The organism is Actinocorallia herbida (assembly GCF_003751225.1).
Lineage (GTDB): Bacteria > Actinomycetota > Actinomycetes > Streptosporangiales > Streptosporangiaceae > Actinocorallia > Actinocorallia herbida.
This window is the reverse complement of sequence record NZ_RJKE01000001.1, coordinates 3,506,516-3,529,400: the sequence shown is the minus strand read 5'-3', so window position 1 is coordinate 3,529,400 and position 22,885 is coordinate 3,506,516. Positions and strand designations below refer to the sequence as shown.

At 72.0% G+C, this 22,885-nt stretch carries 20 protein-coding genes and 1 pseudogene; 8 read left to right on the top strand and 13 right to left on the bottom strand.

The features are described 5' to 3' along the window. Nucleotides 1–88: 88 nt before the first annotated feature. From mtnK to EDD29_RS16410, 4 genes are read right to left on the bottom strand one after another with little or no spacing between them, the layout of a single operon-like run. Nucleotides 89–1,294: an S-methyl-5-thioribose kinase gene (mtnK, locus tag EDD29_RS16425; protein ID WP_123665246.1), complete on the bottom strand. Its 1,206-nt coding sequence runs from the start codon at nucleotides 1,292–1,294 to the stop codon at nucleotides 89–91. Then, nucleotides 1,291–2,298, bottom strand: a complete 1,008-nt coding sequence (locus tag EDD29_RS16420; protein ID WP_123665245.1) for an ABC transporter permease — start codon at nucleotides 2,296–2,298, stop codon at nucleotides 1,291–1,293. The genes mtnK and EDD29_RS16420 overlap by 4 nt, the downstream gene beginning before the upstream one ends. Beyond that, nucleotides 2,295–3,785 (bottom strand): sugar ABC transporter ATP-binding protein, encoded by a 1,491-nt coding sequence (locus tag EDD29_RS16415; RefSeq protein ID WP_123665244.1) that lies wholly within the window; start codon nucleotides 3,783–3,785, stop codon nucleotides 2,295–2,297. Before EDD29_RS16415 ends, EDD29_RS16420 begins: the two co-directional genes overlap by 4 nt. Continuing rightward, nucleotides 3,782–4,855, bottom strand: a complete 1,074-nt coding sequence (locus EDD29_RS16410; protein ID WP_148085982.1) for a substrate-binding domain-containing protein — start codon at nucleotides 4,853–4,855, stop codon at nucleotides 3,782–3,784. Before EDD29_RS16410 ends, EDD29_RS16415 begins: the two co-directional genes overlap by 4 nt. 73 nt (nucleotides 4,856–4,928) lie before the next feature. Between EDD29_RS16410 and EDD29_RS16405 the strand changes: the two genes are divergently transcribed. The 8 genes from EDD29_RS16405 (at nucleotide 4,929) to EDD29_RS16370 (ending at nucleotide 14,132) form a co-directional block, all read left to right on the top strand. Next, the gene (locus EDD29_RS16405) at nucleotides 4,929–5,483 is read left to right on the top strand and encodes a 1,2-dihydroxy-3-keto-5-methylthiopentene dioxygenase (RefSeq protein ID WP_123665242.1); all 555 of its coding nucleotides are present in this window, start codon (nucleotides 4,929–4,931) and stop codon (nucleotides 5,481–5,483) included. A gap of 94 nt (nucleotides 5,484–5,577) precedes the next feature. After that, the gene (locus tag EDD29_RS16400) at nucleotides 5,578–6,732 is read left to right on the top strand and encodes a winged helix DNA-binding domain-containing protein (RefSeq protein WP_246052806.1); all 1,155 of its coding nucleotides are present in this window, start codon (nucleotides 5,578–5,580) and stop codon (nucleotides 6,730–6,732) included. Nucleotides 6,733–6,808: 76 nt separating this feature from the next. Then, nucleotides 6,809–8,665 carry a sulfatase-like hydrolase/transferase gene (locus tag EDD29_RS16395; RefSeq protein ID WP_123665241.1) on the top strand — a complete coding sequence of 619 codons (1,857 nt, stop codon included), beginning with the start codon at nucleotides 6,809–6,811 and terminating at the stop codon, nucleotides 8,663–8,665. 149 nt (nucleotides 8,666–8,814) lie between these two features. Continuing rightward, the gene (locus tag EDD29_RS16390; protein ID WP_123665240.1) at nucleotides 8,815–9,993 is read left to right on the top strand and encodes an ROK family transcriptional regulator; all 1,179 of its coding nucleotides are present in this window, start codon (nucleotides 8,815–8,817) and stop codon (nucleotides 9,991–9,993) included. A 65-nt stretch (nucleotides 9,994–10,058) separates the two neighbouring features. Continuing rightward, on the top strand, nucleotides 10,059–11,564 hold the full coding sequence (locus EDD29_RS16385; RefSeq protein ID WP_123665239.1) for a sulfatase family protein: 1,506 nt from the start codon (nucleotides 10,059–10,061) through the stop codon (nucleotides 11,562–11,564). Beyond that, nucleotides 11,561–12,343: an ABC transporter permease gene (locus EDD29_RS16380; protein WP_246052805.1), complete on the top strand. Its 783-nt coding sequence runs from the start codon at nucleotides 11,561–11,563 to the stop codon at nucleotides 12,341–12,343. Before EDD29_RS16385 ends, EDD29_RS16380 begins: the two co-directional genes overlap by 4 nt. After that, nucleotides 12,340–13,134: an ABC transporter ATP-binding protein gene (locus EDD29_RS16375; protein WP_123665238.1), complete on the top strand. Its 795-nt coding sequence runs from the start codon at nucleotides 12,340–12,342 to the stop codon at nucleotides 13,132–13,134. Before EDD29_RS16380 ends, EDD29_RS16375 begins: the two co-directional genes overlap by 4 nt. Then, the gene (locus tag EDD29_RS16370; RefSeq protein WP_123665237.1) at nucleotides 13,131–14,132 is read left to right on the top strand and encodes an aliphatic sulfonate ABC transporter substrate-binding protein; all 1,002 of its coding nucleotides are present in this window, start codon (nucleotides 13,131–13,133) and stop codon (nucleotides 14,130–14,132) included. Before EDD29_RS16375 ends, EDD29_RS16370 begins: the two co-directional genes overlap by 4 nt. 66 nt (nucleotides 14,133–14,198) lie before the next feature. Here the strand turns inward: EDD29_RS16370 and EDD29_RS47710 are convergent. From EDD29_RS47710 to araA, 9 genes and pseudogenes are all read right to left on the bottom strand, one after another. After that, nucleotides 14,199–14,404: pseudogene (locus tag EDD29_RS47710) on the bottom strand (LbetaH domain-containing protein); the annotation flags it as partial. Between the two features lie 105 nt (nucleotides 14,405–14,509). Next, nucleotides 14,510–15,322: a maleylpyruvate isomerase family mycothiol-dependent enzyme gene (locus EDD29_RS16360; RefSeq protein ID WP_211359748.1), complete on the bottom strand. Its 813-nt coding sequence runs from the start codon at nucleotides 15,320–15,322 to the stop codon at nucleotides 14,510–14,512. Further along, complete coding sequence (locus EDD29_RS16355; protein WP_123665236.1) at nucleotides 15,319–16,020, bottom strand: DsbA family oxidoreductase; 702 nt, start codon at nucleotides 16,018–16,020, stop codon at nucleotides 15,319–15,321. The genes EDD29_RS16360 and EDD29_RS16355 overlap by 4 nt, the downstream gene beginning before the upstream one ends. Next, the gene (locus tag EDD29_RS16350) at nucleotides 16,017–16,637 is read right to left on the bottom strand and encodes a TetR/AcrR family transcriptional regulator (RefSeq protein ID WP_123665235.1); all 621 of its coding nucleotides are present in this window, start codon (nucleotides 16,635–16,637) and stop codon (nucleotides 16,017–16,019) included. The genes EDD29_RS16355 and EDD29_RS16350 overlap by 4 nt, the downstream gene beginning before the upstream one ends. Before the next feature lie 81 nt (nucleotides 16,638–16,718). Further along, nucleotides 16,719–17,723: a galactofuranose ABC transporter, permease protein YjfF gene (yjfF, locus tag EDD29_RS16345; protein WP_123665234.1), complete on the bottom strand. Its 1,005-nt coding sequence runs from the start codon at nucleotides 17,721–17,723 to the stop codon at nucleotides 16,719–16,721. Further along, on the bottom strand, nucleotides 17,720–18,766 hold the full coding sequence (locus EDD29_RS16340) for an ABC transporter permease (RefSeq protein WP_123665233.1): 1,047 nt from the start codon (nucleotides 18,764–18,766) through the stop codon (nucleotides 17,720–17,722). Before EDD29_RS16340 ends, yjfF begins: the two co-directional genes overlap by 4 nt. After that, nucleotides 18,763–20,277, bottom strand: a complete 1,515-nt coding sequence (locus tag EDD29_RS16335) for a sugar ABC transporter ATP-binding protein (protein ID WP_123665232.1) — start codon at nucleotides 20,275–20,277, stop codon at nucleotides 18,763–18,765. The genes EDD29_RS16340 and EDD29_RS16335 overlap by 4 nt, the downstream gene beginning before the upstream one ends. 73 nt (nucleotides 20,278–20,350) lie before the next feature. Continuing rightward, a complete protein-coding gene (locus tag EDD29_RS16330) occupies nucleotides 20,351–21,322 on the bottom strand; it encodes an ABC transporter substrate-binding protein (RefSeq protein WP_123665231.1) in 972 nt (323 codons plus the stop codon). Between the two features lie 71 nt (nucleotides 21,323–21,393). Next, nucleotides 21,394–22,878, bottom strand: coding sequence for an L-arabinose isomerase (araA, locus tag EDD29_RS16325; RefSeq protein ID WP_123665230.1), 1,485 nt, complete (start codon nucleotides 22,876–22,878; stop codon nucleotides 21,394–21,396). Nucleotides 22,879–22,885 lie beyond the last annotated feature (7 nt).

The window sequence follows — 22,885 nt, the reverse complement described above, 5'->3', positions numbered from 1 at the left end:
GAACGTCGCGCACCCGCTCGAACAAGGATCCGGCCTGCCTCACGGTGGCCCGCAAGGAGGGATCCGGACCGCGGGCCTCCGCACGTGCTCACGGAGTGAGGGTGTCGCCCGCGCGGTCGAAGAGGGTGTTCAGTGGGGTCGTGCGGCCATCGGTGAGGAGGATCCGGGCGGCGTGGAGGGCTTGGCGGGAGGCGAGTTCGCGGCGGTAGGGGGTGAGGGATTCCAGGTCGGAGACCTTGGCGAAGCCGATGACGCGGCGGGCGGCCTTGGCGCCCGCGAAGACCGCGGCGTCGGTGCGGACCTTGGTGAGGAAGGACTCGAGGGTGTCGTCCTCGAAGACCCGGGGGTCCACCCGGTCCGGCCAGAGGGCGCGGAACTCGGTCTCGAAGGCCGTCCAGGAGAGGGCGGGGAGGGTGAGGAGCCAGGCGGCCTGGGTCGAGGCGTCCAGCACCATGGCGCGAACGGCGGCGAGGAGGAAGTTGCCCCACAGGGCGCCCAGGTCGAAGCCGACGGGGCCGTAGAAGGCGAACTCGGCGTCGAAGGCACGGGTCGAGCGGGGACGGTCGGGGGTGGCCGCTCGGACGAGGACCGAGCCGGTGTGGAGGTCACCGTGGATGAGGGACTCCGCGTGCGTCATGAAGGTGAGCTTCGCGCGGCCCACCGCCGCCCGTACGGCCGGATCGCCCGCGAAGTCCGCGACGTCCTTGACGTTCCCCGGCAGGACCCGGTTGCGCTCGTGCTCGACATACGGCTCGGTGAACACCAGATCCTCGGTGATCCCGCTCAGCTCAGGGTTGACGGCCCGGGCCAGCTCCCCCTTCCGGATCTGCGGATCCAGCCCGAAGACCGACGTACCGAACGCAACCTTCGCGACATACCGCCCGAGGTCCTCGGCCGTGCCCTCGAAGCGCAGCCCTTCGTTGAGCGCGCCGCGCCAGACCCGGTGGTCGGACAGGTCCTCGATGGCCAGCACATGCCGCGCCGGATCCTCGTCGTACAGCGCGGGCACGTACTCGGGCGCGAGCGCCCCGTGCGCGGCCAGCGCCCCGGCCTCGAAGCCGTTGCGGTCGGGCGTCACCGGCCACGTCGGATCGACCCGCACGTACGGAAGCGACTGCTTGAGGACGAGGCCGGGCCCAGCGGCCGCCGAGACGACGAAGACCAGGTTGAGGTTGCCGTCGCCGACCTCGCGGACCCGGGTGATCGCGGCGGGATCGACCCGGGCCGCGAGCCGGGGCCGCGACGCGATGTAGGCGGGGACGGAGGTGACGTCGAGGAGGTCATAGGTGCTCATCTGCGCCGTCCTGGGCTGAGGGTGAAGCTGATGACGAGGGAGACGACCAGCAGCGCGCCCTGCACGAAGGTCTGCGCGTAGTACGGGGCGTCGAGCATGGTCAGGCCGTTGACGACGACGCCGATGAACAGCGCGCCGACCGCCGTGCCGAGGATGTTGGGCCGGTTCGCGCCGAGCACCGCGAAGCCGACGAGCGCCGCGGCGACCGACTGGAGCAGGTAGGCGTCGCCCGCGCCGACGTCGCCGCGGCCGAGCCGGGCGGTCAGCAGGATGCCCGCGACGGCCGCGCACAGCCCCGACACCGCGTAGGCGAGCGCCCGGTGCCGGGCCACCCGGATCCCGGCGAGCCTGGCCGCCTCGGCGTTCCCGCCGATCGCGTACAGCGCGCGGCCCCAGCGGGTGTGCACGAGCAGGATGTGCCCGGCCCCTGCCAGCAGGACGAGCACGAGCACCGGGACGGGCACCGAGAGCACCCGTCCGGTGCCGAGCCGGCCGAATCCCTCGGTGAACCGGCCGGGCGCGGTCCCGTCTCCGACGGCCATGCCGGGCGCGATCGACTGCCCCGAGGTGAGGATCAGCGCGAGTCCCTGGAACAGGAACATGGTGCCGAGCGTCGCGATGAGGTCCGGGATCCGGGCCACCACGACCAGCAGCACGTTCACCGCCGCGACCAGCAGCCCGGCCGCGAGCCCGAACCCGACGGCGGTCGCGCCGGTCAGGTTCAGCCGGACCATCGCGAACGCCGTCACCATCACGGTGAACCCGACGTTGGCCCCGACCGAGAGATCGAACCCTCCCGCGGCCATCGACACCGTCACTCCGAAGGCGACGATCCCGACGATCGACACGGACTGCAGCACGATGAGGAGGTTGTCGTAGGTGGCGAAGGCGGGCCTGCCCAGCGAGAACACCACGGTGACCGCGGCGAGCACGACGAGCAGCCCGTACCGGTAGCCGAGCGCGGCGAGCCGGCCGTTCCCCCCGGTCAGGGCGTGTGCGGTCATTCCTTTTCTCCTTCCGCCGCGCCCGCCAGCAGCGCGGCGAGCCTTTCCGGCGCGGCCTCGGCGGCGGGCAGTTCCCCCGCGACGCCCCCGTCGCGCAGCACCACGATCCGGTCGGCGAGCTGGAGCACCTCGTGCGGATCGGCCGAGGCGACGAGCACGCCGACCGTGGCCGCCCCGGCCCTGACCCGTCGGGCGATCTCGGCGCGCGCCCCCACGTCGACGCCCCGGAAGGGCTCGTCGAGCAGCAGCAGCCGGGACGCCCCGTCGAACCAGCGGCCGACGAGCGCCTTCTGCTGGTTGCCGCCCGAGAGCGTCGCGAAATCGGCGGCGGGGTCGGCCGGGGTGACGCCGAAGGCGGCGATCGTCCGCACCGCGGCCCTGGCCTCGGCCGCCCCGGAGAGCACCCCGAACCTGGCGGCCCGTCTCGGCAGCCCGACATGCGCGCGCACCGACCAGCCCGGCACGACGGCCTGCGCCTCCCGCTCCTCGGCGACCAGCGCCACCCCGGCGTCGACGGCGGCCGCCGGATCACGCGGCAGATGGCCGCGCCCGTCCAGCGTGAGCACCCCGGACAGCAGCGGCCGCGCGCCGAACAGCTGCTCCAGCAGCTCGGTCTTGCCCGCCCCGACGAGCCCGGTGACGCCGACGACCTCACCCTCCCGGACCGTCAGATCGAACGGCGTCCCCTCGGGCAGCGCCCGGATCCCGGTCGCCTCCAGCACGGGCCCGCCGACCACCGGCGCCTCCCGCGCGGCGGGCGCGAAGCGTGCGCCGAGCATCGCCGAGACGAGCACGGCGGGATCGAACGGGGCGGGGAACACCGCCCCGATCTCCCCGTCCCGCAGCACGACGGCCCGGTCGCAGAGCGCGCCGACCTCGGCGAGCCGGTGCGTCACGTAGAGCACCGCGACGCCGTCGGCGGCGAGCCCGCGCACGAGGTCGAGCAGCGCGTCGGCCTCCGCGCGGGCGAGGCTCGAGGTGGGCTCGTCGAGGATAAGCAGCCGCGGTCGGCGGTGCAGCGCCCGCGCGATGACGAGATGCTGCCGCGGACCGGGCGGCAGGGACTCGGCGGGCGCGTCGAGCGGCGCGTCGAACCCCGCCGCCTCCGCGATCCGCCGAGCCCGCGCGCGCGTGCCGCGCCCGGTGACGAACCGGCCGCCCGTCGCGAGCCCGTCGAGCGTGAGGTTCTCCGCGACCGACGCCCCGGGCACGATCCCCGCGTCGATGTCCTGGTGCACGGTCTGGATCCCGGCGGCCTTGGCGGCGAGTGGATCGCGCAGGACGACCCGGGCCCCGGCCACCCGGATCTCGCCCCCGGTGGGCGCGACCGCCCCCGAGAGGATCTTGATCAGGGTGGACTTGCCCGCGCCGTTCGTCCCGACCAGCCCGACGATCTCGCCCGCCGCGAGCTCGAGGCCCACGTCGTGCAGGACGGTCGTGCCGCCGTACCGCTTGGTCAGTCCGGAGACCGCGACGACGGGGCTCACTTCCAGGGCACCCGGGCGAGGTCGGGGGTGGCGAGCTCGGGGAACGACTCGGTCAGCTGCTGGACATTGGTGATCTTCCGCTCCACGAGCCTGTCCCGGGTGAGCAGCGTCGGCGGCACCACGACGGACTTCGGCAGGTCACGGCCGGCGATGCGGAGCGCCGCGGCCCGGACCGCGACCCGTCCGACGTTGGCCGGGTCGGTCGCCGAGGTCGCCACCCACGGGCTGTCCGGGGCGGTGATGACGCCGATGTCGGCGGTGGAGATGTCGGCCCCGTAGACCTTCACCTTGCCCTGGAGGCCGAGTTCGTTGATCGCGAGCGTCGCGCCCTTGGCGAACTCGTCGTAGGGGGCGAAGACCGAGGTCGTCTCCGGGTGCGCCTGGAGCGCGGCCTTGGCCTGGTCGGCGACGGCCGCGGCGGTCGAGCCGTTGACCACGCCGATCTGCGCGGTCTGGGTGACGCCCGGGTTGTCCTTCTTGAACTGGGTCCAGGTCTCGTTCCGGCGATCGAGCGGCTCGAATCCCGCGACGTAGACGTACAGCACCTCGGCGGTGCCGCCCGTGTCCTGCTTGAGCGCGCCGAGCGCCTGGCCGGCGATCTCGTGGTCGTCCTGGTCGAGGGTGGTGACCTCGCTGTCGCCGGGGTCCACGTCGAACGCCACGACCGGGATCTTCGCGTCGACCGCCTTCTTCACGGCGGGCTGGATCGTCTCGGCGAAGCCGTGGTCGACGATGATCGCGTCGGCCTTCTTGGCGACCGCCTGCTCCAGGTTGAGCGCGTGCTTGTCGTTGTCGCCCCCCGCGCTGGAGACGTCGAGCTCGATGTTCAGCGCCTTGGCCTCGTCCTCTGCGCCCGCGACGAGCTGCTGGAAGTAGTCGCCGGACGACAGCTGGCTCACCAGTGCGACGCGCAGGCCCCCGTCGGCGAACGCGGCGGGCGCCGTCTCGGTGGGGGCGGGCGCCGCGGAGGTCGCGGCCGGGGAGGCGGCGGGGGCTTCGGATCCGCCCTGTGAGCAGGCCGCCGCGGAGGCGGCGAGCAGGCTCAGGGCGACGGCCATGCGTATCTTCATGAGTCTTCCAGGGGGGATTGTTTATTTTTCCTACTGATTTACCATGGATATCCCGCGAAGCAAAGGAAAGACGATGACGTACCTGACGGTCTACACCGACGGCGACACCCCGGTGGAGGTGTTCGCGACCGACGACGCGGCGGAGATCGCCGCGGCCCTCAAGCCCCTCGACGTCGTGCTCCGGCACTGGCCCGTGGTCGAGGCGGACGGGGACGTCCTGGCGGCCTACCGCGAGCGGGTCGCCGCCCTGACCGAAGAGGAGGGGTTCGTCCAGGTCGACGTCGTCGCGCTCGGCCCCGACGCCGACCCGGAGACCGCCCGCGCCGCGCGCGCGAAGTTCCTCTCCGAGCACACCCACGACGACGACGAGGTCCGCTTCTTCGCCTCCGGATCCGGCATCTTCTACCTGCACGTCGGCGACCGGGTCCACGCGGTGCTGTGCGAGGCGGGCGACCTCCTCACGGTCCCCCGCGCCACCACCCACTGGTTCGACATGGGCACCGCCCCCGACTTCGCCGCGATCCGGTTCTTCCATGACGACGACGGCTGGGTCGGGAACTTCACCGGAGACCCCATCGCGTCCCGCATCCCCGACTACGACACGATCGCCGCGGACCGGAAGCGGTAGCCCCGCCTCCCGGTCAACGCGGACGGGAAGCGTCCTCATCGGCCCCTAGAGTCGGCCGAGGCGGACGGCTCCGCCGGGAACGGGATGGGGAAGAGTGACGGAACTGCGGGATTTCTCCTGGTCCGAGGTGTGCGCTCGGCGGCTGGAAAGGCACGGGCTCGCCGCGCCGCTGAAGGACGCGCGGCCCGCCGACGTCGCGGGGGCGATGGCGGGTGTGCACGCGCAGGTGATGTCGGCGGCCGAGGTCGGGATCGGGATGCGGCTCGGGACCGGGACGCGGCAGGACGTGCGGGACGCGCTGTGGAAGGAGCGCAGCCTCGTGAAGACGTACGGGCTGCGCGGAACGGTGCACCTCGTGCCCGCGCGGGACCTCGCGCTGTGGGTCGGGGCGCTTTCCGCGCTTCCCCTCATCCAGCCAAGGCATCGGCCGGACACCGGGCTCACGCCGGGACAGACCGAGGAGGTCGTCGCGGCGATCCGCGAGGCGCTGGCCGACACGGAACTGACCGTGGACGAGCTCACCGATGAGGTCGTCGCGCGGACGGGTCCGTGGGCGGGCGACCTGGTGATGGAGGCGTTCCAGGGCAAGTGGCCGCGGTGGCGGCAGGCGATGCATCTCGCGGGGATGCGCGGCGCGCTCTGCTTCGCGCCCGACCGGGGACGCAAGGCGGCCTTCACCGATCCGCGGCGGTCAGTGCCGGGGTTCGTGCCCGCCGCGCCGGAGGAGGCGCTGCCGTGGCTCGTCCGAAGCCACCTGCACGCCTACGGCCCCTCCACGCCCCAGCGGTTCGCGCACTGGACGAACGTGCCGCCGGCCTGGGCGAAGGAGCTGTTCGCCTCGCTCGGCGACGCGCTCGAGCCGGTCCTGGTCGAGGGCGAGGCCGCGTGGGTCGCCGCCGGGGACCTCGCCGTCCCCGAGACGGCTCCTCATGGCGTCCGCCTCCTGCCGTACTTCGACGGCTACGCCTACCGTGTCGGCAACCAGCCCCCGGCGCTGCTGTACCCCGGAGAGGCGGCCGACCGGGCGCGGCGCGGCAACTTCCAGCTCCTCCTCGTCGACGGCACCGTCGCGGGCCGCTGGCACCAGCGCAGGTCCGGCCGGAAGCTCGCCGTCACCGTCGAGTCCTTCACCGGGCTCTCCCCAGCCCGGCTCGACGACCTCGGCCGGCAGACGGCCCGGCTCGGCGAGATCCTGGAGGCCGTCCCGACCCTCACCCTCGGCCCCGTCACCACGGGCGGCCACGCCTGACGCGCGGACGGGACATGCGGCCGGGTCTGTGAGACGATCGGCATCCGATATTACCTATATAAAAGGTAGGTTCGGTATGCATCTGGACCGGGTGTCCCGCAGGCAGGTGCTGGCCGGGGTGACGGGAGGGCTGCTCGCGGCCGGGCCGCCCGCGCGGGCGGAGGCTGCGGCCCGGGGGCCGAACATCCTGTGGCTGGTGAGCGAGGACAACAACCCCTATATCGGCGCCTACGGCGACCCGCTGGCGCGCACGCCCACCCTGGACCGCCTCGCCGCCGAGGGGATCCGCTACGAGAACTCCTTCTCCAGCGCCCCGGTGTGCGCGCCCTCGCGGTTCGCGATCCTGACCGGCCTTCCGCCGGAGACCTGCGGCCCGGCCGAGCACATGCGGGCCGAGGGGAACATCCCCGGCTTCCTCCGCGGATTCCCCGAATACCTGAGGGAGTCCGGCTACTTCTGTACGAACAACAACAAGACCGACTACAACGCGCCGTTCGACCCCGCGAAGGTCTGGGACGCGTCGGGCCTGCTCGCGCACTGGCGGAACCGGCCGAAGGACGCTCCCTTCTTCTCGGTGTTCAACTACATGACCACGCACGAGAGCGCGCTGTTCCTGGGCGGCGCCGGGCGGACGAGGCCCGAGGACGTCAGGGTTCCGGCCTACCTGCCCGACACGCCGGCGATCCGCGCCGACCGCGCCCGCTACTACGACCTCATGGCGCAGCTCGACGGGCAGGTCGCCGATCGCCTCGACGAACTGGCGAAGGACGGGCTCGCGGAGGACACGGTCGTCTTCTACTACTCCGACAACGGCGGTGCCCTGCCGCGCAGCAAACGGCACTGCTACGACAGCGGACTCCGCACGGCGCTGATCGTCCGGTTCCCCGAGAAATGGGCACATCTGGCGCCCGCCGCGCCGGGGTCGGTCGTCACCGCGCCCGTCACGTCGCTGGACTTCGCCCCGACCGTTCTCGCCCTGGCCGGGCTGCCCGCGCCCGACCACATGCGCGGCTCCTCACTGACGGGCGGGCCCCGGCCGTCCTATGCCTTCGGCGTGCGGAATCGGATGGACGAGCGGTACGACATGGTGCGCACCGTCCGGGATGAGCGGTACCGCTACATCCGCAATTACAGCCCGCACCGCCCCTACGGCCAGCACCAGGCGTTCGCCTGGCAGCAGAAGGGCTACCAGGACTGGGAGCAGGCGCATCTCGACGGCGTCCTCGACCCCGTCCAAAACAGGTACTGGCGGCCCAAGCCCGCCGAAGAGCTCTACGACCTGCGGGTGGATCCCGACGAGGTCGACGACCTGGCGAACGAGCCGGGCCACCGTGCCGTCCTCCACCGGCTGAGCGCGGCCCTCGACCGGCGGCTCCTCGACGTCAACGACAACGGGTTCATCCCCGAAGGCTCACCCCTGGAGGGGTACGAGCAGAGCCGCGCGACCGGCGCCTACCCGCTCCGCCGCGTCCTGGACCTCGCCGGAGCCGCCATCCGGCGCGAACCCGGCAACCTGCCCCGCCTCGTCCAGGATCTCGCGGACGCCAACGAGGTCGTCCGGTACTGGGCGGCCTCCGGGCTGCTCATGCTCGGTGACGCCGCCTCCCCCGCCGCCGACGCGCTGGCCCTGTGCCTGTCCGACGACCCGTCCCCGCAGGTCCGGATCGTCGCCGCCGAAGCCTTGGCCCGCCTCGGCCGCACCGGAGACGCCGTCCCCCACTTGGCCGACACCCTCGACGAGCACCCCGACACGAAGGTCCGGCTCCAGGCGCTCAACGCCCTCACCTACATCGGCGACGCGGCGGAACCGGCCCTTCCCTCCATCACCCGCGCCACCCTGTCCACCGACGAGCACCTGCGCAACGCCGCCCGCCACCTCTGGCTCGTCCTGCACGGCCTCTACCGCCCCACCGCGCAGCCCATGCCGATCTGACCGTCAGCGCCCGAGCGCGTCGGCGAGAAGATCGACCCAAGCCGGGCCAGGGGTGTCGCCGACGGGTTTCGCCATGCGGGGACAGCGCGCCCGTGGAGATCTTTAATCCGAAGTATTGACATAATAGACACGGCTGGCATGATCTATCCATGACCAGACCTCCCGACGCGCTCCAGCGGCTCCGCAGGGTCCACGAGGACCTCGTGCTCGGCACGCTCCGCGCGACGGGGCCGCTGAGCCGTGCCGACATCGTCGAGCGCACGGGGCTGTCGCGCACCACCCTGTTCGCGATCATCGCCGACCTGGTCAGGCGCGGCGCCGTCACCGAGGCCGAGGCCCGGCCGTCGGGGGCGCGCGGGAGGCCGCCGACGCTCGTGGCGCTCGCCCCCGAGGCGGGCCAGCTGATCGGGCTCGACCTCGCCCGCCGGCGGGTCCATCTGGCCGTCGCCAACGTCGCGCACCAGGTCGTCGCGACCGGGACCGCCGACGTCTCCGAGCGGGCGGACGCGGCCGAGCGCGCCGAGACCGCGGTCCGCCTCATCCGGCGGGTGATCGGGGAGCGCGGGATCGGGCTCGGCTCGCTGGAGGCGATCGGGCTCGGGCTGCACGGCGTGGTCGACGAACCGGCCAGGCCCGCGGGCGAGGGTGCGAACCCCGCCGCGGAACGGCTCGCCGCCGAGTTCGGGGTGCGCGTCGCGGTCGACAACAACGCGCGGCTCGCCGCCCTGGCGGAGAGCACCTGGGGAGCCGCCAAGGCGGTCTCCGACCTGGTCTACGTGCGCTGGTCGACGGGCATCGGCGGCGGCTACGTCGTCGGCGGCCGACTGGTGCGCGGCGCCCACGGCGGGGCGGGCGAGCTGGGCCATGTGTCCCTCGACCCGGGCGGCCCGATCTGCCACTGCGGCGGCAGGGGCTGCCTGGAGGAGCGCGCCGGCGGCCAGGCGCTCCTCGAAGCGTGCGCGGCGCGGGGCGTCGCGGTCGCCGGCCTCGACGAACTGGTCGAGGCGGCCAGGGACCGCGTGCCCGAGGTCTGCGCGCTGATCACCGCCGCCGCCACCCGGATCGGCCGGGTCCTGGCCGGGACCGTCGTCCAGCTCGACCCCCGGCGGGTGGTGCTCGGCGGTGAGCTCGGCGCGCTGGGCAGCCTCGTGCTCGACCCGGTGCGCGCCGAGATCTCCCGGCTCGCGCTGCCGAACGCGGCGCACTCCCTGGACGTCGTCTCCGCCGACCTGGGCGGCAACGCCTCGGCCATGGGGGCGATCGCCCTGCTCCTCCAGGAGGACCCGGACATCCCCGACCACCTCCGCCCGGCCCCCTCCCCTGCCTGAACCCCGTAGCCGGAGTCTTGACCGGCCTCGACCGTCCCCATTAATGTCAATGCTCGGGAAAAAACATGATCGGAGTTCCGTTGGGCAGCCCCCGCAACATCCTGTTCCTGATGACCGACCAGCACCGGGTCGACACCCTCGGCTGCTACGGCGGCTCCGGCGCGTCCACCCCCGCGCTGGACGGCCTCGCGGCGGAGGGCGCCCGGTTCGACCGCTTCTACACGCCCACCGCCATCTGCACCCCGGCGCGCGCCTCGCTCTTCACCGGGCTGCACCCGTTCCGGCACGGCCTGCTGGTCAACCCGGAACGCAACGGCGGCGGCCGCGACGAGGTCGCCGAGGAGGACCCGGTCCTCTCCGTCCCGCTGCTGGCGGCCGGCTACAACGCCGGGCACGTCGGCAAATGGCACATCGGACGCGAACGCGGCCCCGAGTTCTACGCGATGGACGGCGAACACCTGCCCGGCGCGCTCAACCCCTTCCACCACCCGTCCTACGAGCGCTGGCTCAAGGAGCACGGGCACCCTCCGTTCGAGGTGCGCGATCCGGTGTACGGGCGCGCCGCCAACGCGTCAGGCCGCGGCCACCTCATCGCGGGACGGCTCGCCCAGCCCGCGGAGGCGACCGTCGAGGCGTTCCTCACCGACCAGGCCCTGGCCCTGCTGGAGCGCTACGCCGAGGACTTCCACTCCGGCGCCCGCCGCTTCATGCTGTCCTGCCACTGGTACGGCCCCCACCTGCCGTACCTGATCCCGGACGCCTACTACGACCTGCACGACCCCGACGAGGTCGAGTTGCCCGCGTCGATGGCCGAGACCTTCGCGGGCAAGCCCGACGTCCAGCGCCGCTACGCCGAGTACTGGTCGGCCGACAGCTTCGACGCCGCCGCGTGGCGCAAGCTCATCGCCGTCTACCGCGGCTACGTCAGCCTGATCGACGCGCAGGTCGGCCGGCTGCTCGACCGGCTGCGCGAGCTCGACCTCTGGGACGACACCGCGGTGGTCTTCACCGCCGACCACGGCGAGTTCACCGGCGCGCACCGGCTCAACGACAAGGGGCCGGCGATGTACGAGGACATCTACCGGATCCCCGGCATCGTCCGCGTGCCGGGCGCCGGGCCCCGCGTCGTCGACGACTTCGCGACCCTCATCGACCTCAACCCGACCCTCCTGGAGCTGGCCGGGCTCCCCCCGCAGCGGCCCTGCGACGGGACGAGCCTGCTGCCGCTGATCACCGGGTCCGGCGCGGGCGGCCGGGACCACGTGGTCGCCGAGTTCCACGGCCACCACTTCCCCTACTCCCAGCGGATGTTCCGCGACCGCCGCCACAAGCTCGTGTTCAACCCCGAGAGCGTGCACGAGCTGTACGACCTGGAGACCGACCCGCACGAGCTGCACAACGTCTACGACGCGCCCGCCTACTCCGGCGTCCGCCGCGACCTGACCGTCCGGCTGTACCGGGAGCTGGTCGAGCGCGGCGACCCCGCCTACACGTGGATGAGCTACATGGCGGACATCGGCACGGACCGGGCCCCGGACGTCGACGGCGTCGCCGACGAGGTGGCCTCGTGAAGAACGGAGTGAAGTCCCCTCCTTCGCCACCGCGCAAGCGCCGCGGCTGGCCCCTCACCGTCGCGTCCGGCGTCCTCGGGATGCTCGTCTGGGCGGGACTCGCCGCCAGCGGCATCGAGGGCTTCCCCGGCCCGGTCCCCGTGGCCGAGCGGGCGGTCGACCTGATCTCCGACGGCACCCTGTTCGGCGACCTGGCGGCGAGCCTGCGCCGGGTGTTCACCGGGTTCGTCCTCGGGGTCGGCCTCGCCGTGCCCGTCGGCTTCCTCATGGGCTGGTACCGCACCGCGCGCGGGCTGCTCGACCCGTGGCTCCAGTTCTTCCGCATGGTGCCGCCGCTGGCGATCATCCCGCTGGCCATCGTGCTCATGGGCATCGACGAGACCCCGAAGATCTTCGTCATCTTCCTCGCGGCGTTCCTGTCCTCGGTGGTCTCCACCTACCAGGGCGTGATCTCGGTGGATCCCACCCTGATCAACGCGGCCCGGGTGCTGGGCGCGACCGACCGGACCGTGTTCGCGAGCGTGGTCGTGCCCGCCTCCACCCCGTTCATCCTCGTCGGCATGCGGATCGGGCTCGGCGCCTCCTGGGCCACCGTCGTCGCCGCCGAGCTCATCGCCGCGCAGGCCGGACTCGGCTACCGGATGCAGCAGGCGCAGCTCTACTACGACCTCCCGACGATCTTCGTCCAGCTGATCGTCATCGGCCTCGCGGGCCTGCTCATGGACCGGGCGCTGCTGCTCGCCGAGCGCCGCCTCACCCACTGGCAGGAGCGCAGATGACCGGGACCTCGCCCAAGATCTCCTTCCGGGGCGTCCACCACGTCTTCGACGTCGCGGGGAACCCCTTCACCGCACTCGACGAGGTGGACCTCGACATCGCCGACGGCGAGTTCGTCACCGTCGTCGGACCGTCGGGGTGCGGCAAGAGCACGCTGATGAACGTCGCCGCGGGCCTGCTGGAGCCGTCCGGCGGGGAGGTCCTGGTGGACGGCGGGCGGGTGCGCGGACCGAGCCCCCAGCGCGGGGTGATCTTCCAGCAGTACGCGCTGTTCCCCTGGATGAGCGTGCGCGAGAACGTCGAGTTCGGGCTGAAGATCGCCCGCATGGGCAAGGCCGAGCGGCGCGCCCGCGCCGAACGCTTCATCGAGCTGGTCGGCCTCACCGACTTCGCCGACGCGCTCCCCAAGACCCTGTCCGGCGGGATGAAACAGCGTTGCGCGATCGCCCGTGCCTACGCCGTGGACCCCGCCGTCCTGCTCATGGACGAGCCGTTCGGCGCGCTCGACGCACTGACCCGGGTCAGGCTCCAGGACTCGCTCCTCGACGCCTGGACCCGTGAACGCCGCACCGTCCTCTTCATCACCCATGACGTGGACGAGGCGGTCTACCTGGCCAACCGGGTGATCGTCATGGCCGCACGACCCGGTCGCGTCCACCGGATCATCGACGTCGACCTGCCCTATCCCCGCACCGAGGAGATCCGCCTCTCCCCCGAGTTCGCCGAGATCCGCAACCAGGTCTGGCACTCCGTCCACCACCAGCCCTCCGCACCGGAAGCAGCCCCCCGATGAACCATCTCCTCCGCAAGGCGACGGCGCTCTGCGCCGCCGCTCTCCTCCTCCCCCTCGCCGCCTGCTCCTCCTCCGACGACGGCGACGCGTCGGCCACCAAGGTGAAGTTCGGCTACATCGCCGACTTCGCCGGTGCCGCGACCCTGGCCGTCGCCGACGAGCAGGGGCTCTGGAAGGGCCAGGGCCTCGAGCCGGAACTGAAGGTCTTCACCAACGGCCCGCTCCAGATCCAGGCGCTCGGCTCCGGCGACCTCGACTTCGGCTACATCGGCTCCGGCGCGGCCTGGCTGCCCGCCAGCGGCAAGGCGAAGATCATCGCGCCGAACATGCTGGGCATCGCCGACCGGGTCATCACCCGCCCCGGCACCGGCATCACGACCGTCGCCGATCTCAAGGGCAAGAAGATCGGCGTCCCCGAGGGCACCTCCGGCGATCTGATCCTCGAACTCGCGCTGCGGCAGGCCGGCCTCACCGCGAAGGACGTGGAGAAGGTGAACATGGACCCGAGCACCGTGGTGAGCGCCTTCGCCAGCAAGCAGATCGACGCCGCGGCCCTGTGGTACCCGCTCATCGACACGATCAAGAAGAACACGCCCGACCTCGTCGAGCTGGCCAAGAGCGACGACTTCTACCCCGCGCTGAGCTTCCCCAGCTCGTTCGTCGCGCGCAACGAGATCGTCGCGGACGACCCGGCGGCCGTCACCAAGGTCCTGAAGGTCGTCCAGACCGCCAACGACTGGATCGCGGCGCACCCGGCCGAGGCCGAGACCCTCACCGAGAAGTTCCTCAAGGCGCCGTCCGGCCAGCTCAAGGGGGCGTCCGCCGTCACGAAGATCCTCTCGACGGACGAACTGGTCGAGCTCACCGACGACGGCACCGTCGCGGGCTGGTTCAAGGGCCTCGCGGACATCTTCGTCGGCATGGGCAAGATCACCGAGTCCCCCGACCCGTCCACCTACTTCACCGCCGACCTCTACACCGGCGCCGCCGCCGGCTGACCCGCCCCCCGGCCACCACCCGCCCCCGGCCGGTGGTGGCCTCGGCGTTCACGGACCGGGCCGCGGTCAGGTCAGGGCGCGGACCACGCGGGCGGGGTTGCCCACGGCGACCACGTTCGGGGGATGTCCTCGGTGACGACGGCGCCCGCGCCGACGACGCCGTCGGCGCCGATCGTCACGCCGGCGAGCCACGCGTTCTCCTCGATCACGATCGGGGCGGCGGCCTCCGGCTCGGCGCGGCGCCGGACGGGATCGAGCGGATGCGTCGGCGTCGTCCCCGACACCCGCTCCCGGTCGACCGGATGGACCTCCCCGTAGTCACGCCCCGAGCTTGAAAGGCGCCCGCCGCACACGTTCGTCGCCGGGCGCCGGATCGGTCAGATGGTGAAGGCGAGCTCGTCGAGGACCCGCCGGGCCAGCTCCCGGTCGCCGGACAGATCGACGGCGGGGTCCGGGGCGGGGCGACCACCGCAGAGGCGGAGGAAGAGGGACGAGGTGAGGCGGAGGGCCGCCGTCGGGGGGTCGTCGGTGGCGGGCACCAGGTGGGCGCGGCCGTCGACCTTGACGGTCAGGGCGCGATGGACCGGGCCGACGAGGTCGACGAGGACCGTGCTGCCGTCGGGGGCGGCGGCGCGCTTGCCGACGATGAGGCCGAGGGCGTGGGACGCCTCTTCGAGGGCGGCTTCGGGGGCCGGGCCGGCCTCGTGGCCGGGGATGTCGAGGGCGGCGCGGATGTCCTGTTCGTGCATCCAGCAGTCGTAGACGCGGATCCGCATGAACCTGGCGTAGGTCGCCTGGCCCGCGGGGGTCCAGCTCGGTGCGGCGAACTCCTCCTCGGACATCGCCTCCAGCGCGGCCGTGCGCCGGACGGTGACGTCGCGGAACCTGGCGAGCATCGCGGCGGGCTCCTCGTAACGGAGCGCGGTGACCCACTGCTCGTTGAACGCGCCGATGTCGTTGCGGACATGGGGCAGCGCCCTGACGTCGACGCCGGTCTCCGGGGTCGGGTCCCCGGCGAGCATCGCCTCGGTGCCGATGAGGTGGGCGACGACGTCGGTCACCCGCCAGCCGGGAAGGCAGGTCGGGGCGGCCCACTGCTCGGCGGAGAGCCCGCCGAGCAGCGCGTCGAGCGCCGCCCACTCGCCGACGAGCGTGGCGGTCACCTGCTTCTTATCGGTTTCGCCGCTCACTGGGCACCTCCGGGAGACTCGGGGAACTCGATGACTTCGCCGCGATCGACGCTGATCCAGTCGCGGCCGGTGAGATAGGGCTGGAGCGCGTGGTGGATCCGCAGCTTCTCCGCGGTGCCCTTGGGCCGCTGGATCTCGTACAGGTCGGGGAACTCCAGCGTCCCGGTGACGACGTCCCAGAGCCGCACGGCGCGGACGCCGGCCGGCGGGTCGATCAGCACCGGGCCGAACAGGCACTGGCCGTCGGGGAAGAACAGCGTGGGCACGCCGTAGCCTCCGGCGTCGAGGACCCGGCGGTGGTCGGCCAGGACGTCGGCGTGCGTGGTCTCGTCGGCCAGGGCCTCGTCCAGGGTCGCGGCGCCGAAGCCGAGCCGGTCGAGCAGCCGCCGCGCGACGTCGGGGTCGTGCGGCTTGCCGCCGCGCTCGTGCAGTTCGGCGCCGATCAGGCCGTACCAGGCGTCGAGCGCCGCCATGTCGCGGCGCCGCAGCAGCGCGCCGATCCGCATCAGCGACCAGCCGTACGACCACGGCCGCTCCCACGGGTGCTTCTTGCCCTCGGCGCGGTTGACCTCTTCGAGGCTGAAGAACCGCCAGTTCAGCTCGACGCCGAGGGCATCACGGACCTCGCGCAGCCAGAGCGAGGTCGCGTAGGCGAAGGGGCACATCGGATCGATGTGGCAGTCCACGGCCGCGGTCATGCGTTCTCCCTCAGATGGGCGCCGATCACCTGGTGCAGGGCGCGGGGGATCTCGGCGGCGGCCGACCTGCCGGTCTTGGCCAGCAGGATCGCGCCCTGGGCCTGGGCGACGAGGATCCTGCCCAGCAGGCCGGGGTCGACGCCGTCGCGCAGCGCGCCCTGCTCGGCCGCCGCCCGGCACAGATCCGCGAGCCGCAGTTCCCACGCGGCGAACACCGCGGCGAGGTGGGCGCGCAGCTCGTCGTCCGTGGTCGCGAGTTCGGCGGCGAGGTTGCCGAACGGGCAGCCGACGACCTGTCCGAACCGCGCCTCGAACCCCGCCTGGATCTCGCCCACCGCGTCGGCCGCCGCGTGCAGCCGCGCGGCCGCCTCCGCCGCGTCGCCCCGCTGCGGTACCGCGCCCGCCGCGTCGAGCCTGGTCCAGAGCGCGGCGGCGTGCAGGTCGATGACCGCCTTGGCCAGGTCGGACTTGCCGGGAAAGAAGTGGTAGAAGCTGCCGCGCCGCACATCCGCGGCGGCGCACAGTTCCTCCACCCCCACCGTCTGGTAGCTGCGGGTCAGGAACAGCCGGGCGGCGTTCCGCACCAGCCGCTCCCGCGCGTCACTCGTCCTGGGCACCCGCCGAAGATAGCCGATAGTTGACCGGTCGATCAAGAACGTCGGGGCCGTCCGTTCCTCGGCACGGACGGCCCCGGCGCGCTAGACCGGCGTCGTGGCTTTTCGGCGGGAGGCGATGAGGCGCTGGAGGGCGATGAAGCCGAAGAGGAGGACGCCGATGGCTATGCGGGTCCACCAGGAGCTGAGGGTGCCTTCGAAGCTGAGGATGGTCTTGATGACGCCGAGGACGAGGACGCCGAGGACGCTGCCGATGGCGTAGCCGGAGCCGCCGGTGAGGACGGTGCCGCCGATGACCACCGCGGCGATGGCGTCGAGCTCCATGCCGAGGGCGTGGGTGGGGTCGCCGGAGAGGGTGTAAAGGGCGAACAGGACGCCGCCCAGGGCGGAGCAGAAACCACTGATCGCGTAGACCTGGATCTTGGTGCGGGCGGCGGGCAGGCCCATGAGGACCGCGGACTGCTCGCTGCCGCCGACCGCGTAGACGTTGCGTCCTGTCCTCGTCCACTGGAGGACGTACACCACGACGGCGACGGCGACGAGCGAGACCACCGCGCCCCAGGACAACCGGTTCTCTCCCGGGAGAGGGAGGGAGTTGAGCGCGACCGCGTCGAAGAAGCCGTCGTCGATCGAGATCTGGTTCTCGCTGAGGGTCAGGCAGATGCCCCGGGCGAGGAACATCCCGGCGAGGGTCGCGATGAACGGCTGCACCTGGAACGCGTGGATGACATAGCCCATTCCCGCCCCGAACAGCGTTCCGATCACCAGGACGCCCGCGATGACGAGCGGGGCCGGCAGCCCCAGCTTCATCGTGCCGATCGCGCAGAGCATGCCCGACAGGGCGACGACCGAGCCGACCGACAGGTCGATGCCGCCGGTCAGGATGACGAACGTCATGCCGAGCGCGACGACGATGAGGAACGCGTTGTCGATGAACAGGTCGAGGAAGACCTGCGCGCTCCCGAAGTTCTCGTACCGGACGGCCCCGATCGCGAACGCCAGCACGAACAGCCCGAGCGTGACGAGCACGGGAACGTGCCGCCGGCCGAGCGCGAAGGGCGCCGCGCGGCGGAGGACGAAGGCGGTCATGCGGCGACCTCCTGCTGGGGGTTGGTCGGGACGGGCGGTGCGGGACGTCGTCGCTTCTTCCGGGAGAAACGCGCACGGAAGGCGGGAGACTGGATGAGGCACACGATCGTGACGACCGCGGCGGAGAACACCAGCGTGGTCCGCGGCGGGATCCCCGCCGTGTAGATGGTGGTGTCGAGCGTCTGGATGATGAGCGCGCCGAGCACGGTCCCGGCGAGCGAGAAGCGCCCGCCGGTGAGCGCGGTGCCGCCGAGGACGACCGCGAGGATCGCGTCGAGTTCGATCCAGAGCCCCGCGTTGTTGCCGTCGGCCGACAGCGTGTTGGAGCTGATCATCAATCCGGCGACGCCCGCGCAGAGCCCGCAGAACACGTAGGCGAGAACGATCAGGCCGCGGGAGCGGATCCCGGTCAGCCGGGCCGCCTCGGCGTTGCCGCCGACCGCCTCGATGAGCAGCGCGAGCGCGGTCCGCCGGGTGAGGACCGCCGTGACGGCCAGGGCGACGGCCACCAGGATGATCGCGAAGGGCAGGCCGAGCCAGTAGCCGCCGCCGATCAGCTTGTAGCCCTGGTCGTTGATGGTGATGATCTGGCCGCCGGTGATGAGCTGCGCGATGCCGCGCCCGGCGACCATCAGGATGAGGGTCGCGATGATCGGCTGGATGCCGAGCCGCGTCACCAGCAGCCCGTTCCACAGCCCGAGCAGCACCGACACGCCGACCGCGGTCCCGATCGCGACGGGCAGGCCGTGCCCCTTGCTGATGAGGTCGCAGGCCAGGGCGCCGGAGATCGCGACGGTCGCGCCGACGGACAGGTCGATGCCGCCGGTCGCGATGACCATGGTCATGCCGATCGCGACGAGGATCAGCGGGGCGCCGAACAGCAGGATGTCGATGAGGCTGCCGTACAGGTGCCCCTGCTCGATCCGGATGTCCAGGAAACCCGGGGTGAAGACGATGTTGGCGAGCAGCATGACGACGAGGACCGTCACGGGCCAGAAGAGGGCGTGCCCGATCAGGCGTTTGGCCAGGGATGCGGTGTTCATGAGTCCGCGGCTCCGTTCGCGATGGTCCGCAGGATCCGTTCGGGGGTGAGGGTCCCGTCGTTGTCGAGTTCGGCGACGAGCCTGCGGTCGCGCAGCACCTCGACCTTGTGCGAGATCCGCAGTACCTCCTCGAGCTCGGCGGAGATGAACACCACGCCCATGCCGTCCCCGGCGAGGGAGACGACGAGCTTTTGGATCTCGGTCTTGGCGCCGATGTCGATGCCGCGGGTGGGCTCGTCGAGGATGAGGAGCTTGGGCCGGGTGATGAGCCAGCGCGCGAGCAGCACCTTCTGCTGGTTGCCGCCCGACAGGTTCCGCACCAGGGCGTCCGGGTGCGGCGGGTGGATGCGCAGGGTCTTGATGTACCGGTCGACCAGTTCGTCGCGTTTGCGCTGGCCGAGGGGGCGGGTCCAGCCGCGCGCGGCCTGGAGGGCGAGGACGATGTTCTCCGCGACGGTCAGATCCATCACCAGGCCGTCGCCCTTGCGGTCCTCCGGGCAGAACGCGACCCCCCGGTCGATGGCCGCCCGCGGGCTCTTCATCGCGACGGGCTCGCCGCCCGCCTGGATGTGCCCGGAGTCGGCGGTGTCCGCGCCGAAGATGAGCCTGGCCAGCTCGGAGCGGCCGGAGCCGAGGAGCCCGGCGATCCCGACCACCTCACCGGCGTGCAGGTCGAGGCGCACGGGGGCGATCGCGCCCGCGCGGCCGACCCCGTCGAGCCGGAAGAGCAGCTCGCCCTTGCCGGTATCCGGGGACGCCTCCTCCAGTTCCTCCAGCGCCGCGAGTTCCTGGCCGGTCATCTTGGCGACGAGGTCGAACCGGTCGAGCTCGTCGATCGGGTACTCCCCGACCAGGCGGCCGTTGCGCAGCACGGTGACCCGGTCGCACACCTCGTAGACCTGCTCCAGGAAGTGCGAGACGAACAGGATCGCCACGCCGTCCTCGCGCAGCCGCCGCATGACCGCGAACAGCTGCGCGACCTCGCCCCGGTCCAGGCTGGAGGTCGGCTCGTCGAGGATGAGCACCTTCGCCTGGAGGTCCACCGCGCGCACGATCGCGACGAGCTGCTGGACGGCCAGGGAGTAGGAGCCGAGCTGCGCGGTGACATCGAGGTCGAGGTCGAGACGGGCCAGCAGCTCTCTCGCCGAGCGATTGATCCGCGCCCAGTCGATCCGGCCGAACCGCCGGGGCTCGCGCCCGATGAAGATGTTCTCCGCCACCGACAGGTTCGGGCAGAGGTTCACCTCCTGGTAGACCGTGCTGATGCCGAGCCGCTGCGCCTGGAGCGGGCCCCGGACCCGGGTGGCGGCGCCGTCGATCACGACGGTTCCGGCGTCGGCCTCGTGGACGCCGGTCAGCACCTTGATCAGGGTGGACTTGCCCGCGCCGTTCTCCCCCATCAGCGCGTGGACCTCGCCGGGGAACAGCCGGAAGGCGACGTCGTCGAGGGCCTGGACTCCGGGAAATCCCTTGGAGACGCCGTTCATCTCCAAGACGGGAGCGGCTGCCATGGCCGTCCTCCTCGTTTCTCGTCGGGCGCCCGCCGGGACCGCGGTCGCGGTCCCGGCGGGCGCACGGGATGGGTCAGTACTTGCGGTTGGGGAGGGCCTCCTTGGCGGCGGCCTGGTCGAAGACGGTCTCGACGGTGATGATCCGCTTCTCCACGGTCTCGCCCGCGTCGACCTTCTTGGCGACCTCCATCAGCTGGTCGCCCAGCAGCGGGGAGCACTCGACGATGAAGTTGAACTTGCCGTCGGCCAGGGCCTGCATGCCGTCCTTGACCGCGTCGATGGTGACGATCTTGATGTCCTCACCGGGCTTGAGGCCGGCCTCCTCGATGGCCTGCAGGGCGCCGAGGCCCATGTCGTCGTTGTGCGCGAAGAGCACGTCGACGTCCTTGTTCGCCTTGAGCAGGGCCTGCATGACCTCCTTGCCCTTGGCGCGGGTGAAGTCGCCGGACTGCGACGCGACCACTTTGAGGTTCGGGTTCGCCGCGATCGTGTCCTCGAAGCCCTTCTTGCGGTCGATCGCCGGGGCGGAGCCGACCGTGCCCTCCAGCTGGATGATGTTCACCGGCTCCTTGGCGTCCTCGTACTCGTCGACCAGCCACTGGCCGGCCTTCTGGCCCTCCTCGACGAAGTCCGAGCCGAGGAACGTCACGTACAGGGACGGGTCGGAGTCGACCGCGCGGTCGGTGAGGACGACCGGGATGTCCGCGGCCTTGGCCTCCTTGAGCACGGCGTCCCAGCCGGTCACCACGACCGGGGAGAAGCCGATGACGTCGACCTTCTGCTTGATGAAGGACCGGATCGCCGCGATCTGGTTCTCCTGCTTCTGCTGGGCGTCGGAGAACTTCAGCTCCACGCCCGCGGACTTCGCCGACTCCTGGATGGACAGGGTGTTGGCCGTTCGCCAGCCGGACTCGGCGCCGACCTGGGAGAAGCCGAGGACGAGCGCGTCGGAGCCGGATCCGGTGTCGTCGGAGCCACCGCAGGCGGTCAGCGAGGTGAGCGCCAGCGAGGCGCCCGCGACCGCGAGGACAAGGCGCTTGAACATGGGATTCCTTCTTTCCGGGGGGATGATCGGCGGGTGCCGATCCGGGGTGGGGGTGAGAGGGGTGGGACCCGTCAGAACCCCTGGGCCAGGCGGTAGTAGGCCTGGTTCCAGCGGATCTCGCGGGTGAAGCGGCGCATTTCGGTGGCCGCGTCGATGGTCAGCAGCTCGACTCCGGCGATCTCGGCGAAGTCCTCGAGTTCGGCGGCGCCGAGCGCCGCGGTGTACACGGTGTGGTGCGGCGCGCCCGCGGTGATCCACGCCTCGGCCGAGGTCGCGAGGTCGGGCAGCGGCTTCCAGACCGCCCGCGCGACGGGCAGCTTCGGCAGCGGCGCGAGCGGCCGCACGACCTCGATCTCGTTGGCGACGAGCCGGAACCGGTCGCCCATGTCGGCGAGGCCGACGACGTGGGCGGGGCCCGGCTCGGCGTCGAAGACGAGCCGCACCGGATCCTCCCGGCCCCCGATGCCGAGAGGATGGATCTCCAGGGAGGGCCGGCCCGACGCGATCGTCGGGCAGACCTCCAGCATGTGCGCGCCCAGGATGACCTGCTCGTCCGGGGCGAGGTGGTAGGTGTAGTCCTCCATGAAGGAGGTGCCGCCCGGGAGTCCCGCGGCGGCGGTCTTGAGGGTGCGGAGCAGGGTGGCGGTCTTCCAGTCGCCCTCGCCGCCGAAGCCGTAGCCGTCGGCCATGAGCCGCTGGACGGCGAGGCCGGGGAGCTGGCGGAGGCCGCCGAGGTCCTCGAAGTTGGTGGTGAAGGCGCCGAAGCCGCCGTCGGTGAGGAAGGCCCTGAGACCGAGTTCGATCCGGGCGCCGTAGCGCAGGGACGCGTGCCGTTCGCCGCCCTTGCGGAGTTCGGGGACGACGTCGTAGGCGTCCTCGTACTCGGCGGCCAGCGCGTCGATGTCGGCGTCTGGGACCTGGTCGACCACGTCCACCAGGTCGTTGACGCCGTAGGTGTTGACCGAGACGCCGAACCTGAGCTGGGCCTCGACCTTGTCGCCCTCCGTCACCGCGACGTCCCGCATGTTGTCGCCGAACCGCGCCAGCCTGAGCGTGCGCAGTTCCGCGGCGCCCGTCGCGGCCCGCGCCCAGGCGGCGACGCGGACGGCCACCGACGGGTCCGACACGTGCCCGGCGACGGTCTTGCGGGCCACCCCGAGCCGCGTCTGGATGAACCCGAACTCGCGGTCGCCGTGCGCGGCCTGGTTGAGGTTCATGAAGTCCATGTCGATCGTCGCCCACGGCAGCGCGACGTTCGCCTGGGTGTGCAGGTGCAGCAGCGGCTTGGACAGCGCGTCCAGGCCGGCGATCCACATCTTGGCCGGGGAGAAGGTGTGCATCCACGCGATGAGGCCGACGCACGAGTCGTCGGCGTTGGCCTCCAGGCAGACCCGGCGGATCGCCGACGCGTCGGTCAGCACCGGGAGCCATTTCACGCGGACGGGCAGCCCCTCGGCCAGCCGGTCGGAGATCTCCCGGGACTGCTCGGCGACCTGCCGGAGCGTGTCCTCGCCGTAGAGTCCCTGGCTGCCGGTCAGGAACCACACTTCACGCATCGGGAAC